At 57.8% G+C, this 16,180-nt stretch carries 13 protein-coding genes; 9 read left to right on the forward strand and 4 right to left on the reverse strand.

The window, feature by feature from the left end:
• The first annotated feature begins 156 nt into the window (after window positions 1–156).
• From A3850_RS08925 to A3850_RS08940, 4 genes are all read left to right on the forward strand, one after another.
• Window positions 157–1,158, forward strand: a complete 1,002-nt coding sequence (locus tag A3850_RS08925; RefSeq protein ID WP_157501003.1) for a hypothetical protein — start codon at window positions 157–159, stop codon at window positions 1,156–1,158.
• A gap of 200 nt (window positions 1,159–1,358) precedes the next feature.
• On the forward strand, window positions 1,359–2,699 hold the full coding sequence (locus A3850_RS08930) for a saccharopine dehydrogenase C-terminal domain-containing protein (protein WP_068215750.1): 1,341 nt from the start codon (window positions 1,359–1,361) through the stop codon (window positions 2,697–2,699).
• 7 nt (window positions 2,700–2,706) lie between these two features.
• Window positions 2,707–4,026 carry a lipopolysaccharide biosynthesis protein gene (locus tag A3850_RS08935; protein WP_068215751.1) on the forward strand — a complete coding sequence of 440 codons (1,320 nt, stop codon included), beginning with the start codon at window positions 2,707–2,709 and terminating at the stop codon, window positions 4,024–4,026.
• 452 nt (window positions 4,027–4,478) lie between these two features.
• The gene (locus A3850_RS08940; RefSeq protein WP_068215752.1) at window positions 4,479–4,958 is read left to right on the forward strand and encodes a hypothetical protein; all 480 of its coding nucleotides are present in this window, start codon (window positions 4,479–4,481) and stop codon (window positions 4,956–4,958) included.
• A gap of 24 nt (window positions 4,959–4,982) precedes the next feature.
• Here A3850_RS08940 and A3850_RS08945 read toward each other — a convergent pair whose 3' ends face one another.
• Complete coding sequence (locus A3850_RS08945; protein ID WP_157501005.1) at window positions 4,983–5,618, reverse strand: DCC1-like thiol-disulfide oxidoreductase family protein; 636 nt, start codon at window positions 5,616–5,618, stop codon at window positions 4,983–4,985.
• Between the two features lie 434 nt (window positions 5,619–6,052).
• Between A3850_RS08945 and A3850_RS08950 the strand changes: the two genes are divergently transcribed.
• Window positions 6,053–6,832, forward strand: a complete 780-nt coding sequence (locus tag A3850_RS08950; protein WP_068215755.1) for a prohibitin family protein — start codon at window positions 6,053–6,055, stop codon at window positions 6,830–6,832.
• A gap of 772 nt (window positions 6,833–7,604) precedes the next feature.
• Here A3850_RS08950 and A3850_RS08955 read toward each other — a convergent pair.
• Window positions 7,605–8,699 carry an AAA family ATPase gene (locus tag A3850_RS08955; RefSeq protein WP_068215757.1) on the reverse strand — a complete coding sequence of 365 codons (1,095 nt, stop codon included), beginning with the start codon at window positions 8,697–8,699 and terminating at the stop codon, window positions 7,605–7,607.
• 238 nt (window positions 8,700–8,937) lie between these two features.
• On the opposite strand from A3850_RS08955, the gene A3850_RS08960 reads away from it, so the two are divergent.
• Window positions 8,938–10,485 (forward strand): DUF547 domain-containing protein, encoded by a 1,548-nt coding sequence (locus A3850_RS08960; protein WP_068215759.1) that lies wholly within the window; start codon window positions 8,938–8,940, stop codon window positions 10,483–10,485.
• Between the two features lie 35 nt (window positions 10,486–10,520).
• Window positions 10,521–11,816 carry a hypothetical protein gene (locus A3850_RS08965; protein ID WP_157501007.1) on the forward strand — a complete coding sequence of 432 codons (1,296 nt, stop codon included), beginning with the start codon at window positions 10,521–10,523 and terminating at the stop codon, window positions 11,814–11,816.
• Window positions 11,817–11,843: 27 nt separating this feature from the next.
• Here A3850_RS08965 and A3850_RS08970 read toward each other — a convergent pair whose 3' ends face one another.
• A complete protein-coding gene (locus tag A3850_RS08970; RefSeq protein ID WP_068215763.1) occupies window positions 11,844–12,626 on the reverse strand; it encodes an alpha/beta fold hydrolase in 783 nt (260 codons plus the stop codon).
• Between the two features lie 42 nt (window positions 12,627–12,668).
• Here A3850_RS08970 and A3850_RS08975 point away from each other — a divergent pair, with 42 nt between their 5' ends.
• Together A3850_RS08975 and A3850_RS08980 are read left to right on the forward strand one after the other, a co-directional pair.
• Window positions 12,669–13,451 carry a hypothetical protein gene (locus tag A3850_RS08975; protein WP_231915301.1) on the forward strand — a complete coding sequence of 261 codons (783 nt, stop codon included), beginning with the start codon at window positions 12,669–12,671 and terminating at the stop codon, window positions 13,449–13,451.
• 170 nt (window positions 13,452–13,621) lie between these two features.
• The gene (locus A3850_RS08980) at window positions 13,622–13,987 is read left to right on the forward strand and encodes a hypothetical protein (protein ID WP_068215766.1); all 366 of its coding nucleotides are present in this window, start codon (window positions 13,622–13,624) and stop codon (window positions 13,985–13,987) included.
• A gap of 171 nt (window positions 13,988–14,158) precedes the next feature.
• Here A3850_RS08980 and A3850_RS08985 read toward each other — a convergent pair whose 3' ends face one another.
• Window positions 14,159–16,123: a S8 family serine peptidase gene (locus tag A3850_RS08985; RefSeq protein ID WP_068215768.1), complete on the reverse strand. Its 1,965-nt coding sequence runs from the start codon at window positions 16,121–16,123 to the stop codon at window positions 14,159–14,161.
• Window positions 16,124–16,180 lie beyond the last annotated feature (57 nt).

Raw genomic sequence — 16,180 nt, forward strand, 5'->3', positions numbered from 1 at the left:
GTGGGTCTAGGGTGTGGGTTGATCTCCGCTTCCGAATTTGTGGGTATCTGCCCGTGATAATCTGCCGTGTACGCTCGCCATTCACTATATTTGAGCCCGCCCGTTTAGCTGAAAACGATTCCGTAGACGCTTTCCACTGCTCAAAAACAACTTATCATGTTAAGATTTTTCATCGCGGCCTGTATGGCATCGCTGTGCCTGGGTACCGCAACACTTTCTGCTCAGGCGTACACCATTGATGATCAGATCGGTGTTGCCGCCTACGTCGAGTTAGGGAATGACCCGGGCGCAACGCAGGTGCCTAATTCTAAGGAGGACGACGACTATGGCCTGGTCGCACTACCCTTCGATTTCACCTTTTTCGGCGTTACCTACGTAGCTGGTTCAGACGTGAGTATCGGTACGAACGGTGGCCTATTCTTCGCCGATGATTACCTAAATCTTGGAAACGACCCTTTACCCAGTGGCGATTGGACTAATGCAGCTATCCTTGTCTTGAATGATGACCTGGACGGAAATGGAAATCTCTCGGCGCGGGGCATCTATCAGAAGCTGATTGGTACGGCTCCAAACCGCAAGTGGGTGATCGAATATAACGAATACAGTTATTTCCAGGATATAATAACTGGGCAAGAATTAAACTTTCAAATCGTTTTATACGAGGGGACTGGAGTTGTTGATATGCTTTACCAGAACCTCGTTCAGGATAGAGTAAGTCCTGGAAACGGTGGAGCCTCGGCAACTGTAGGATTACAGAATACTGGAGGGAGTACGGCTGACTTTGTGCAATACAGCTACAACACAATAATCCCGAACAACACCGGCGTTCGGTATACCCCGAGATCGATCCGCGTGCGCAATGAAACCACCGGAGTTACTTACCGAAGTATCAGCGATGCCATCCCAAGCCTTCCTGACGTTGCCACCAGTACGGAAGCCGATACGGAAACCCTCCTCATCGCTGCGGATGTTTACAATGAGTCTATTGATCTAAGTAGTAAAAGGGTGGAAATTAATGTTGTCGCCTTATCTGAAATCGCCGTGCCACAACCGGCTGGACTCAGCGCCAAGCGTAACAACGCAGCAGCTGCCCTTCGCCCAGACGCCGCAACCCGTATGCAGATGGACCGGCAAAGTAAGGTGGCGTCCGGCCAGTAGAAGGCATCCTCGTTCGTGGCAATCACGTTCCTCGTTGAGGCTGAATGGAAGCGTAAACGGTGAAGTACCGGTAGCTGAGCTAGGCATGGTCGGAAAATTTGGGGCGGCACCTCCACCGGGGTGCCAACACCCCAACTTCCCCACCAATTACTACGCACTAATCCCTACCTTCACCCGCCCCAGCCAGTTAACCACGACCAATGTCTTCCCGAATTCTGATCATCGGCGCCGGCCGATCTTCCACCGCCCTTATCAATTATTGCCTCGCCAAAAGCGAAGAACTCGGCTGGAACGTCACCGTGGCCGACGCTGACCCGAACGCCGCCGCCGCCAAGGTGAACGGCCACCCACGGGGATCCACCGCCTGGCTCGACGTGACGAAGAAGAACGACCGCAACGACCTCATCAGCCGGGCCGACATCGTCATCTCCCTGCTCCCCGCCCACCTCCACATCGAGGTCGCGCAAGACTGCATCCGCCTCAAGAAACACCTCGTCACGGCCAGCTACGTAAGCCAGGAATTGTACCGCTTGGGCGACGAGGCTCGTAGTCGCGAACTCATCTTCATGGGTGAAATGGGCCTCGACCCCGGCATCGACCACATGACGGCCATGCAGCGCATCAACGCCATCCGCGAAATGGGGGCTAAGATCACCGCATTCTACTCCTTCACCGGCGGCCTCATCGCCCCCGAGAGTAACGATAATCCCTGGGGCTATAAATTCACCTGGAACCCCCGCAACGTCGTCCTGGCCGGACAGGGCACGGCTCAATACCTCAACAAGGGGAAGCTCAAATTTCTCCCTTACCAGCGCGTCTTTGGCCGGCAGTGGGACGTCCACGTAGACGGCCTCGGCGAGTTCGAAGCCTACGCCAATCGCGACAGTCTCCTGTACCGGGAGCAGTATGGTTTGGATGATATCCCAACCATCCTGCGCGGCACCCTGCGCTACCCGGGTTACTGCGACGCCTGGAACGCCCTCGTCCAGATCGGCCTCACCAACGCGGATTTCCCAATCCTCAATAGCGACCAGATCACCTACCACGAACTCATGGAGGCCCTCGCCCCGAGCGGCCCCGGTTCGGTCAAGGACCGCATCGCCCAAATGCTGGAACTCGATACTGATGGGGACGTAATGAACCGTCTCGTTTGGCTCGGGCTCTTCCGCAAAAAGCGCATCAAACTTAAAGACGCGACTCCAGCTCTCATCCTCGAAGACCTGCTGCTTAAAAAGTGGCAACTCAAGTCCGAGGATAAGGACCTCATCGTCATGCAACACCAGATCGAATACGAACTCGATGGCCGCACGTACCGCGATACCTCGAACCTCACCATGACGGGAAAGGACGCCACGGATACGGCCATGTCCCGCCTCGTCGGCCTGCCCATGGGCATCTTCGCCCGCCTCATCGCGGAGGGGAAGATCGAGTCCAAGGGCGTCCACATACCCACGATGGCGGAGGTGTACGAGCCCGTCCTGAAAGAGATGGAAGAATACGGCATGCGGGTCGAGCACCACGAGGAGCTCATCAAATCCTGAGCCGGTAGTGGCGGCTGATTCCACGCTCATTCGCGCCGGGCAATTCGCCCAGGTAGTGCGGCAGGGCGCCATCATTTTGGTGGCCCTCGCGTTACCCCGTCTCGGCCTTGGCCGCGATATCATCGGTGAGTGGGAAGGTCTCCTCTACGTCGGTTACATCCTCGGTTTTGGTTGGCTGAGTGGCCTGTTGCAGGCCTACCTCGTCACCGTCCGCACAACCCTCGACGCTACGGTTTATTCCCGGCGCGTCCTCACGTCCATTGCCCTCACCAGCGTGGCCCTTCTCGGCGTGGCGGCGGGTTTGCACGAGTGGTTGTTCCGGTTGCTAAGGCTCGGTACGCCGCCGGAAGGCTGGTACTGGTTCTTCGTTTTTCTGGCTACTCAGTGGCCGAGTTTGTTCTTTGAGCAACTCCTCCAATTGCGCGGTAAACCCTTTTGGTTGGCCGGTTTTGGGGTGTTTTCTGGCCTCGGTTACGTCCTGGCAATCCTGCTGCCCCTCTACTTTGGCGGCACGCTCAGCGACTCCTTGGCCTGGCTGGCGGCCTTCGCGGGCGGTAAAGGTTTGCTCATCGTAGGTTGGTTATTGGCGGACCAAATACGAGATAGGCGGGCGCTGCCGCAGGTGCCAAAAAATGGGAAAAACAAGGACCGGCTCCGCGACCTGTGGACCACCGCCGGCCCCTTGATCCTCTACGCAACGGTAGGTGGACTAGTAACGGCCTTCGACCCCTGGTTCGTCAATTACTGGTACGGCGACGACGAATCTATCTTCGCCCTCTACCGCTACGGTGCCCGCGACATTCCCTTTGTGACGGCGGTAACGAGCGGCATGATCGTCGTTATCCTCCCCCGGCTGACGGAAAGCGTCGGTAGCGGGCTGGCCCAACTCAAAGCTTCCTCCCGCCGCCTGTTCCACTGGATCTTCGCAGGTACCTTACTGCTCATGGTAACGGCCCCCTTCTGGTGGGCCCCGGTCTTTACGGAGTTGTTTGCGGAGGGCTTACCACTTTTCCGCCTGTACCTATTCATCACCGTGAGCCGCCTCCTCTTCCCGATGCCGGTGATCGTCGCTCTGGGGTATACCCGTGGGCTCTGGCTCTTCAGCTTCTCGGAATTGGTGATGAACCTTGTATTAAGCTGGTTACTGGTACCAAGTTTAGGCCTTTGGGGGATCGTCCTGGCCACCGTCGTATCCGATATTATCAATAAGGGTATCCTGATGTATTTCCTCTACCGGAAGGCGCGGATCTTGCCCGGCCAGTATATGGATTTGCGGGTGTTTCTGGGGTGGTGCCTGGTGCTTTTTGTGGCTTACTGGGTGGGGTAGGGGCCTCTGGCGGTTTTCGGGTTCATTTGCGGTATTGTTTGCCTCCGGCGGTTGCAGGGGAGAAAGAGGAGGAGATAGAGATACTGAGATTTTATACCAACATTTTTGTTTCGCAGGAGTCGGAGAGGTTGGGGAGGCCTGCGGCGCTTGCTTGCGTGAGATTTGTTCGCAAGAGAGGTAGAGCAAAAGAGAATCAGAGGCCTGCGGCGCTGCGTGACATGTCGTCCCGAATGGGCCGGCCAGGGTAGCGGTGGCACACCGTCAGGTGGCCCACTCTACTCCCGCTCCGGGTCTTCGTTGTTCCCTCGGCTGACTTACCATAACAAGCATTTTTACTATTCCCTCACCGTTTCCGTAAACCCAAAACTCCCCGCCAACACTATCTTCGACCTCACGATCCTTCCTTAGCAAGGTGGCTAATTGGAAGCAGCTCACCGTATACCCAGGAACCAATGCGCGAAAGCCTCAAACACTTCTTCATCGCCACCGGTACGTGGATGGCATTCAGTTGGGCGTCCAGCCTTCTCGTTACTCAGCTTTTGCCGGAAGCGACGGGGCTGGCCACAATGGCCAGTTACGTGCTGCCCTTTCTGTGCATCCTCATTTACGGGTTGATATTTCAGGTGGGGGAATTTCTGGAGCTCATCAAGGAGTTGCTGTTGTTACCCCTGCGCTTGTTCCGCCGGCGGAAGGAAGCGGTAGAAATGGAGGAGGCCGAGCCCAACACCCACAAGCAGGAACTCTTCGTGATTCCGCTGTGCGTAGTGATCTACGGTATCGCTGGCTTTTTGCTCAGTTTGATGCACGAAACCGGCTCGTGGGTAACCATCCACCTGTTGCTGGGGCTCGCCTGGGGCGGGATCAATTACGCTTTCTTCAAGTCTGGCATCATGACCTTTGAGGAGATCCTGCGGAGCAACGATGAATTTTAAGGCGGTAGTCTTAGCCCTGACTGCCTAGCCACCAAAGCGTCGCCACCCCTCCCAAACCGCGAAGAGGTAGGCCGCTCCAATCCCCCAACTATCCGGTAGGATGGCACCCAGCAGCGTGGCACCCAGCACCACCGTAGCGAAGTTGCCCAGGAAGTCCAGCCGCTCTGGGTGGAGGAAGAACCCAGTGGTGAGAAACAGCCCAAAGCCGATCGCCAGCGGGAGGGTGGGGAGGCCCAGCGCCAACACGGTCATCAGCACAAGTGCCAGGTAAGTCATCCGCCAACCGAGGTGTACGTCCGGAGCGCAATCGAAGCCCGTCGCCGGTGGTTTGGTACCGGCGATCACCCGGCGGTTGTACGTGATGAGCCAGTACAAGGGCTTGAGGGCGGCAAGGAAATAGGGGTGACGCAGTAGGGGTTTCAGGAGGGGCAGCGCACTTGCCACAACCGTAGTCATCGCATCCAGCCCGTACCGGACTTCCCCCGTCTCTTCGTCGAGGAGGGGGATTTCGTGGCGGCCTCGGTCGATGTCCAGGGTAGGCCACTCTTTGGGGCGGAGAGTGCTGAAGCCCTTCCGCTTACTCCAGTTGAGGGTCGTGAAAACACTGGTGTAGCCTTTGCACATGGGGCAGGCGTCGTCGTAGAGAAAGGTATTTGCCATGGTCGTTTCGATTGGTTGCACGGCAAAGCTACGGGCGAAATCACAAACTTTCAATTTTTTCTGAAAGTTTAGGAAGTTTGTTTTGCGAAAGGGCTTAGTGCGCTGAAGAAGTGGATTAGAGGAGGGGGGCAACCACCGATTTAGAACTACTTCCCATCCACTCATCCGCCCGGTCATTGATGGGAGGGTCAAAGTACGTCGGCCTGTGCGCCGTCCGATACACTAGAGGTGGCCCGGGCAAACTTCCCCCGCACCTGCGGCAGCGCCAACTAATTATTTTCATATCGATAATTAAATAGTAAATAGCCATTAACCGTAAGCACTTTGTTCTCTTAACACTCCCAAAACACCCTGAGTTACCAAACCCCTAAATGAATTAAAATCATAAAATAAACGCACGATCGCCGCTTACTTTAGTGAAAACCCAATACACCATGCCAGTAAGATTTACCTATTTTACCCTATTCCTTCTCACTATTTCTTTTTTATCCAGTTGTACCGTCGTTCGCGAGGGGCAGGTGGGCGTGAAACGGAAATTGGGGAAATACCGCGAGCGGCCCGTTGACCAGGGGGTGGCCTTTTATAACCCGTTCACGACGACCATTCGTAAGGTGAGTACGCGGACGGAAAACATGGAGGTCGAGCTCCACCTGCCCTCCAAGGAAGGCCTCAACATCCGGGCGGCCATCTCCATCCTCTACGCGCTCGACCCGACGAAGGCCACGGACCTGCTCCGGCAGATCGGACCGCGCTACGAGCAATCCGTCATCCTACCCGTATTCCGGTCGGCGGCGGCGGACGTCTCCGCCCGGTATTTCGCCAAGGATATGCACACCGGTGAGCGGGCCATCATCGAAGAGGCCATCCGCGAACAAATGGCTAAAAACCTGGCCCCGCGCGGCATCGTGCTGGAAACCGTCCTCATTAAATCCATCCAATTACCGGAAAACCTAGCCCGCGCCATCGAGGAAAAACTGGAAGCGGAACAGGAAGCGTTGCGCATGCAGTTCGTCCTCCAGCAAACCCGCCAGCAAGCCGAACAACAACGCATCCAGGCGGAGGGCACCCGCGACGCCCAACTCATCATCGCCGAAGGCCTCACCCCCGAGATCCTCCGCTTCAAAGCCCTCGAAGCCTACCTCGAATTGGCGAAGTCGCCCAATACGAAGGTGATCGTCCCAGGTGGCGATACACCGATTATGATTGAGGAGTAGGTTAGATGAGACACTAGACATTAGAAGTTAGATTTTAGACGGGCGGCGGCCAGACGTTCGGAGGAGTTCAAAGCTTGCTGCGCGCGCTTTGATCACGCTACGAGGTCCTTGGAGGGAGGTAAGGCGTTAGAAACTTTTCCATTTCATCAGGTCCTCGTGGCGTCCGACGCAGGAGGTCCCGCGAGCGTCCGGCTTGGGTGAATAATTACTTGCCTGGCCAGACGCTCGCAGGAGCTCAAAGCTGGCTGCGCGCGCTTTGACCACGCTACGAGGTCCTTGGAGGGAGGTAGGGCGTTAGCAACTTTTCTATTTCATCAGGTCCTCGTGGCGTCCGACGCAGGAGGTCCCGCGAGCGTCCGGCTTGGTGAATAATTACTTGCCTGGCCAGACGCTCGCAGGAGTTCAAAGCTTGCTGCGCGCGCTTTGATCACGCTCCGAGGTCTTTAGAGGGAGGTAGGGCGTTAGCAACTTTTCCATTCCATCAGGTCCTCGTGGCGTCCGACGCAGGAGGTCCCGCGAGCGTCCGGCTTGGGTGAATTATTACTTGCCTGGCCAAACGCCCGCAGGAGCTCAAAGCTGGCTGCGCGCGCTTTGACCACGCTACGAGGTCCTTGGAGGGAGGTAAGGCGTTAGCAACTTTTCCATTTCATCAGGTCCTCGTGGCGTCCGACGCAGGAGGTCCCGAGAGCGTCCGGCTTGGGTAGAAAAACTAATTTCTTTCACAATCCTCCCCGTCTAAAATCTAAAATCTAACGTCTAAAATCCAAAACCCCTACCCCAAAACCTCCCACAAATCCTCCCACCCCTTCCGCTGGCGGACGACCACTTCCAAATACTCCCGCCAAATCGGAGCGTCCTGCTCCCGGTCCTTTATGATGGCACCAGTGAGGCTCGCCGCCAGGTGCTCCGTTTCGAGGGTGCCGGAACCGAAGTGGTGGCTCAACGCCCTAGACTGGTTCACGACCGAAATGGCCTCCGCCGTAGAGAGAGTGGACGATGGTTGCTTCACCTGCGTCCGCCCGTCCTCCGTGCGGCCGTTGCGGAGTTCGCGGAAGATGGTCACCAGGCGGGTGATCTCGTCCGCTACGTCTTTTTTGATGGGGGGCAACTCCATACCCGCCGCCGCGGCACCGCTGCGGTCGGTGACGATCCTTACCTCTTCCTCCAGGGTCGCCGGCAGGGGCATTACGACGGTATTGAAGCGCCGCCGGAGGGCACTCGATAATTCGTTGACGCCCTTATCTCGGTCGTTCGCCGTAGCGATGACGTTGAAGCCGCGGACGGCCTGCACCTCCCGGTTCAACTCCGGCACCGGGAGTAGCTTTTCCGACAGGATGGTGATGAGCGCATCCTGCACATCACTCGGTATCCGCGTCAGTTCTTCGAGGCGGACGATCTTCCCCGTCTGCATTCCTACCATGACCGGGCTCGGCACCATGGCGGCCTCGCTCGGCCCTTCGGCGAGGAGGCGGGCGTAGTTCCAGCCGTAGCGGAGGGCGTCCTCGCTCATCCCCGCCGTACCCTGCACCAGTAATTTGGAATCCCCACTGATCGCCGCCGCCAGGTGTTCTGATACCCAGGTCTTCGCCGTGCCGGGTACGCCCACGAGGAGTAGGGCCCGGTCCGTTACCAAACTCGATACGGCTACCTCGATGATCCGCCGCTCCCCGAAGTACTTGGGGGTGATCTCCGTCCCGTCCGCCAGGGTATCCCCCAACAGGTAGGTGACGACGGCGCGGGGCGAAAGGTTCCAACCCGTTGGGCGGGCGAATTCGTCCTGAGCAGCGAGGGCCTTCAGCTCGTGGGCGTAGGCCGTTTCCGCGTGGGGCCGCAGGATTTCTGGGGTGGTATTTTTTGATTTGGGCATGGTTGGCAAGATAGCAACTCAGGGCTATTAGAGACTTTCGATACCGGAGGGATCACAGTGATTTGGCGGGATCAGTCTGGACCGCAGGTAAAGGCACATCGCGTCTAAAATCCAAAATCTAACGTATAAAGTCTCCAAAAAGGAATAATCGCCAACCCCCCAGGAAGAATCCATCACCCCCCCACGCAGCCATCCCCCCAACTTTGGAGTATTGGAAAACAAATAAAATACTCCACTCATGTTTAGATCAATTCTTCCCCTTTTACTCGCCTTCTTCGCTTTTACTTCAGTTAGTGCGGCGGCGGCCCCCCAATCATTTATTGCTGATGCGGATGCGCTCTTTAAGCAGCACGTTCAATCCGGACGTGTTGATTACGCCAGTTTGAAAAGCTCCGGCGCTATCGATCCCCTGGTCGCTAAAATTGCTGCCGTCGATCTGAGCTCTTTATCTGGCAACGAGCGTAAGGCTTACCTCATTAATGCTTACAATATCCTCGTCATCAATCAGGCTTTAGAAAATTACCCGCTCAAATCAGTGATGGACGTCAGCGGATTTTTCGACGGCAAGAAGCAGACCGTCGGCGGTCGTAAGTTGACGCTGAACCAGCTCGAAAAAGAGCTTTTACTGAAGGAATACAACGACGCCCGCCTGCACTTCGTCCTCGTTTGTGGGGCCACCGGTTGCCCGCCCATCACCAACTTCGCCTACACGGCTGGTAAGCTGGAGGCGCAACTGGATCAGCAAACCAAGGCCGCACTCAACGACGCTACCTTCATCCGCACCAGCGGGTCGACGGCGCAATTGAGCCAGATCTTTGATTGGTACAAGGCCGACTTCGGGGGCAGCAAGACCAATGTCGTCAACTGGATCAATCAGTACCGCAAGGCACCCATCGCCGCCAACGCCACCGTTTCCTACTACCCGTACGACTGGTCGCTGAACAAGCCCGCCGGCAGCGCTTCCGTGGAAACGCCGACCGCCACGGACGCCACGCCCAGCAGCGGCGGCGGCAACAACGCTTCGCGCTACGTCGTCTCTTCCACCATCCCGAAGGGCAGCGTGGAGGTCAAGATCTTCAACAACCTTTACAGTCAGGAGGCCGCCAACGAGCGGTCTTCTTTCTTTACCAGCCTTACGTCGGCCATCTATGGTGTCTCTGATCGAATCAACGTGGGCCTCGACGTTCGGGTGCGGCGGGTGCGGTACGACCAGGAGGGCCTGGCCAGCAACTTCGACGTGCTGCGTTCCGGTGGCGATTACTCCCGCACGACCGTGGCGACGATCGGCCCCAAGGTGCGCATTGCGCCCTTCAATCAGTTGCCCAACTTCTCCATTCAATCTGCCTTTTGGATCCCCGTCGGTGATGACCTGACCGGTGCCGAAAACGGTGGCCGCTTTGTCGACTTCGACGGCCCCACCTGGTTCACGCAGGTCTTTAATGACTTCCCGATTGGTGATAACTTCAGCTTCTTCGCCGAGGTCGATTTCAACCTGGAGGACATCGGTTCCAAGGAAGCCGGCCGCATCAACCGCTTCTCCACGCCCCTTACCGGTATCGTCAGCTACTTCCCCACGCCGAAAGCCACCATTTACGGTCTGGCCAGCTACGCGCCGTACTGGCAGTCGGAGCCCGATTACTTCTACCAGTTGGGCGCCGGCGCGAAATACCAGTTTACGCCTAATCTGGAGTTAGAGTTGCTGTACACGGCCTTCGATAACCAGTTCCTGAGCAGCGTCGATGGTAATGCGAGCACCGTCAATCTTGGTTTGCGCTTCAATTTGTAAACGGGACTTCTCCTCACCTCAAAATTCCCCTTCCCGTGTTACGGCCCGTCCTGTTTTGCTTGCTCTTTTTGCTGGGCACCTGCGTCAGCGCCCAAATCCAGCACGATTTTACGAATCTGGCGCGGACGCGGGTGCAATATATCGCCGCCCGGACCGACCTCGAATTAACGGACCAAAACGAACTACAGGATATCTCCAAAAATACCGGTACCGAGCAGTTGGATGCCATGCGGCAAACGCTCGTCAATCTGCCGGCTTTTACCGACGCGCGCTGGGAATTGGATATCAAAATAAATAAGGACGGCACCGCCGATACCCTGGTAAATTGGACGGTAGAGGAAAGCCGGACGATCTTCCCCATCCTCAGTATCGGTGGCGTGCGGGGGAATACTTATTACCAGGTTGGATTTAACGACATACACTTCCGGGGGCGGGGGCAGGAATTAACTGCCTTTTACCAGAATAATGATGGGGAACACAATTACCTGGTATTACTCCGCAACCAAAATTACCGCGGCTCCCGCTGGGGCTACAGCCTCGAAAGCCGCCGCTACGCCGCCGTCGAACCGGTCTACTTCCCGGAGGCGGCCGTGGATTACCGGTACAGCAACCAGAGTTTCGGAGCCGGCGTCAGCTTCGCCCCAACCATTGGCCAGTCGCTCACCTTCGGCCTGACGACCTTCCGGGAAAAGTACCGCAAAATTGAGAGTGGCAACCTGGAAACACCCGGCCCCGATTTTGTGAGTCTACAGAAGTATCTCGTCAAAATGGGTTACAGTCGCAACCGGACCGACCGCTTCGCCGAACGGTTGGAAGGGACCCACCACGAAAGCAACGTCCAGGCCGTCCGCACCGTCGGTGGCAACGACAACTTCCTGATCGCCTGGCACGATTTTCGGTACTTCCAATTGCTGGGCAACCGCTCCAACCTCGCCCTGCGGCTGCGGACGGGCCTCAGCAGCAACAACGAATCTCCCTTCGCTCCGTTCGTGCTGGATAGCCAGTTTAACATCCGTGGCAGCGGCAACCGGATCGACCGGGGCACGGCCCAACTCGTCCTTAACCTGGAGTACCGCTACTCCGTGTGGCGCGACCGTAGGGAACGCTTCGCCGCCCAACTCGTCGGCTTTTCTGACCTTGGTACCTGGCGCTCCCCCGGCGGCGAACTGGCCGACCTCTGGGAACGGGAATCCGTCCGCCATTTCCTTGGTGCCGGCGTTCGCCTCATCAGCCTGAAGGCCCACAACGCCGTCCTCCGCATCGACTACGGCGTCGACGTGACCGACCGCCGCGCGAACGGGGTAGTGGTAGGCTTTGGCCAGTATTTTTAAGCTGAATAATTTAATTGGCTGATAGCCCTAAGCCACCACCGGCCGCTCCTCCATCACCCGCGTCAGGAAGTCGTCCATGTACGCGTTGAATTCGCCCGGCACTTCCATCATCGGCGCGTGGGCGCACTTATCGATGAAGTGCAGCTCAGAGTTCTCGATCAGTTCCTGGAACTGTTCCCCCACGAAGGGTGGGGTGATGGTATCCTGATTACCCCATACGAGGAGGGTAGGGGCCTTGATGCCATCCAACTTATGCGCCAGGTTGTGGCGAACGGCGGATTTGGCCGTCATGATGATGCGGATGCCCTTGTTGCGGTCGTTGACCGTAGAAAAGACTTCGTCGACCAGTTCCTTACTGGAAACGGCGGGGTCGTAAAAAGTGCTCTCCGTTTTCTTCTTGATGAACTCGTAGTTCTTTCGCGGTGGCAGGCTGTTGCCCATGGCGCTCTCGAAGAGGCCGGAGCTGCCCGACAGAATGATGGAAGCGATCTTTTCGGGGTGGTCCAGCGCGTACAGGATGGCCACGTGGCCGCCCAGGCTGTTGCCCATGATGTGGATCTGCTCCCAACCCTTGTGCTCCACAAAATCGTGAAGGTGGGCTACCAGGCCGGCGAGGGATACCTTACGTAGGGGCAGCGTCATAATGGGCAGGGTGGGTACGACGACGTTGAAGCGGTCTCGGAAGTGCTCGATCTGGGCCCCGAAGTTGGAGAGGCCCCCGAAAAGCCCGTGGAGCAAGACGAGGGGCGGGCCCGAACCACCCGTCTCCAGGTATTCGAACTTTCCATCTTTTTGCATCTGATCGGCCATAGTAAAGCTGCTTACGCCAAAGGAACGACAAAAAACCGGTAAATGTTAGCCACGGTCCCCGCTGAAAACCTTCCCCGGCGCCTCCGCCGTAAATTTACCCGCCCCAGACCAATACGCCGCTTGCACACGACCCTCACCCTTTTCAACTACGCCGGCCTCCGGAACCGCTTCTGGGCCCTCAGCCAGATGGGCCTGGCACCCGCTCAGTTGGCCACCACGCCGGGACTGCAATTCGGCCGGCTGATGGGGAGCGGCGGTGGCAACGGCTTCAGCGTATCCCCCAACTGGGGCGTCTACGCCTGGCTCGGCCACTGGGAAAGCCGGGCGGCAGCGGATGACTTCTTTGGCGGCAACGCATGGTACGTCGAAGCCCGCAAACGGTGCCAGGAAAGCCTGACAGTCCACCTTCTCCCCACCATGACCCACGGGGAATGGGGCGGCGGCAACCCCTTCGTGGCCGACCGTGACGCCTACGACCCCTCCGCGCCGGTGGCGGTCATCACCCGGGCGACCATTCACCCGAGTAAATTGCCCGATTTCTGGCGCTACGTACCGAAGACCTCCGCCTCGGTGTACGACCATCCGGAGCGGCTGCTCAGCATCGGGGTGGGGGAGTACCCGATCTTCATGCAGGCCACCTTCAGCCTCTGGAAGACAGGTAAAGCCATGCAGGCCTTTGCTTACCGCAGCGACCACCACAAGGAGGTCGTCAAACTCACCCGCGAGCGGCAGTGGTATAAGGAGGAGATGTTCACCCGCTTTGCCGTCCTGGAACTCGAGGGCAGTTGGGCCGGGCTGCGCGAGCCGGAGGCACTGTTTTCGTAGCGATTAAGGACCAGCCGTTAAAATTTGGTGGTGAACAACAATATTCTATATTTTCCCATTGAATTTGCGGTGGGTCGCGCGTACGTCGTCGGCCTATCGATTTAGGCCTTTTATTTATTGGTGGATATTGAATTACAGTTATTTCCCCACCTTTTGAGTCGTACGTCAGCATGCCACAACTTTCCTGGAGCATCAACGGAGTAAACGGGATCATTTACCGCATCGGCCTCTTCCACGGGGATAAGGACCGCCACGTCGTCGTGCACTGCAACGACAAGGTGGTGGCCGTCGATTTCAGCGTGGAGGAAGCCAAGACATATTCCGTTTTCCTCGACCAGGAACTCTGCGAAGTCGCCATCGAAACGGCCGGCCCGGACCAGTATACTTACGACTGCCGCATCAACCGGGACGCCGCCACACCCCTCAACGAGAAGCGCAAACAGCACCGGGCGGAGGAGGAGAAGCGGGATCAGTACCGCGTCATCGGTTTGCTCTCCATCGGCATCATTATCCTGCTGATCTGGTTGTTGTACTAAGAGCTTGTTTGGGATTTTTGAGAACTGAGAAGCAATGATTTATGGTTCTGGCTAAATCAAAAATTACGCACCTAGCGGGCTAAGTAAGTAATTTTTGATAACGCCAGGTCCGTAAATGCTTGTTTCTCAGGAAGCAAAAATCCGAACAAGCTCTTAATTCTCCGCGCTGTTCTAAAGACTGCTGAGGCTCCTTAGCCACGGCTCCCGTCCACTTACGCTTTGCACCCGCGTCCGCGCCCGAATACCTTCCGCCCGCGTCGCGAAGGGGCCAAGCAAAATGCGGAAAGCCGTTCGCCCATTTACTTCGCTGATGCTGACCATGACGGGCAAGCCGTACTGTTTTTCGGCGCTTTCCACCTCCCGCAACACGTTGGCTAGCTCGGCCAGGACGCTCATCTGGAGGCCGTAACCCGTCTTCGCCTGGTTGCGCACGCTGAAGCGGTACAAACCGGTACCATTGCCAATGCGGATGGGCGTGGTAGGGCGTGCCGGGGCCGGCGTAGGTTTGGGCGCTGGCCCCGATTCAATGCGGGACGAGTTGGGCGCTCGCGCGGGTGCGGGGGGAGTGGGAACAGGAGGCGCTGGCTGTGAGATTCCACCGGAATTCCGCAGCCGCAACGCTTCGGTAACGGCTCGTTCCGCATTGACGCGGCCGTAACCAAACTTGGTGGAGTAACCCCGCGCGTCGTACTCCCAACGGTTCCCAATCTTATCCGCCGTGGCTTCAAGAATGGACTTTACCTGCACGCTGGTAAGCTGAGGATTGGCGGACAACATGAGGGCGCAGATGCCGGCGACGAGGGGCGTGGCCGCGCTCGTGCCCCCAAAGTGTTTGTAGTTAACGCCCCGGTCGAGGCCGTCCACGTAGTACCGCCGCGCGCCGGATTGCCGGGTATTGCCCGCATCCCAACTCGCCCGCCCGGCGATGATGGGCCACCCGCCATCTGACGGTGCGACGACGCTGAGACCTTGCCCCCGGTTGGAATAACTGGCGTGGGTATCCGAACTCGTACTCGCCCCCACTGCGATGACGCCGGGGAGGGTGGCGTAGTAATTAACGGTATCCCGCCCCTCATTACCAGCCGCGAAAACGACGACGCAGCCCTTCCCCCCGCGGCCCTGGGTGACGGCCTTGCGAACGGACCGCGCGTGCTCCGAATCCGGCCGGTAACGCGCGTCGATCGTCCCCCAACTACAACTGATCACGTCCGCCCCGTTGCGAATGCAGTGGCTAAACATGCGCTCCGTCAGGAATTTTGAGTAGGTGAGTCCGTGGAGTGGCATCAAGCGGGCGAGGGGTGCCACCCCGACCAGACCTGTACCGTTCGCCGCCGCGACGGCAACGGTGGAGCAGGGCGTAGCGTGGTCCCCAAACCGCGAGCCGGTGGGTAACTGATTGGAATTGCTGGAGATGTTGAGTGGCGCGACGGCCTTGCCCCGCAGATCCGGGTGGGCGAGATCAAAACCATTGTCGATCACCGCCACGGTGATGTTCGGATCGCCGAGGTTGCCGAGTAGGCGCCAGGCGGCCTTCACCCGTGCGTCGGCCCCCTGCTTGAGGGGGAAGTTGGGCACGCCCCGCAGGCTCCCCTGGTTTTCGAGGTGCCAGGCCTGGGGGAGTAAACCATCACGTGGCTCGGCGAAGTATTGATCGAGGGGCACGTCCAGATCGGGGTAAGCGTGGTGCACCATACTCAGCTGGGAAAGCTGGCTGGCCACCCGCAACGGATTCGGGCTCTTTGGCGTGACCTGGCAGACGATGGTGCCATCCTCCCGCTCCTCCAGGATTTCCAGCGCAAAGGCGTCGAAAATCACGGACCGCTCCTCGGTACCAACCCCTTCGGCCATCTCTACGTACAGCACGCCGGTGGGCACCACGGGCCGGTTGTCCCCCTCCGCAAAATAGATGTGGGTGCCGACGGCCACGGCGTCCTCCTCCCGGGCTACGTCGAGGGCCTTATCGATGTCTTCCTCCCCGCTCAGGGTCACCACTTCAAACCCACCCAAATTAGGAATTACGTGCGCGTTGACGGCCTTAACCTCCGCGTTTTCGTTGGTTTTCTTTAAGCCCACCAGCCGGGTTGATTTACGCAGGGAGAGCGGCCCGGTTTCGGAGGGGATTTGGTAGGTTGGCATGGTGTGTGGGTTGGGTTTGGAAGGTAGGGGTTTTTTGGAGGTTGGATTTTAGATTTT

The organism is Lewinella sp. 4G2 (assembly GCF_001625015.1).
Taxonomy (GTDB): Bacteria; Bacteroidota; Bacteroidia; order Chitinophagales; family Saprospiraceae; genus Neolewinella.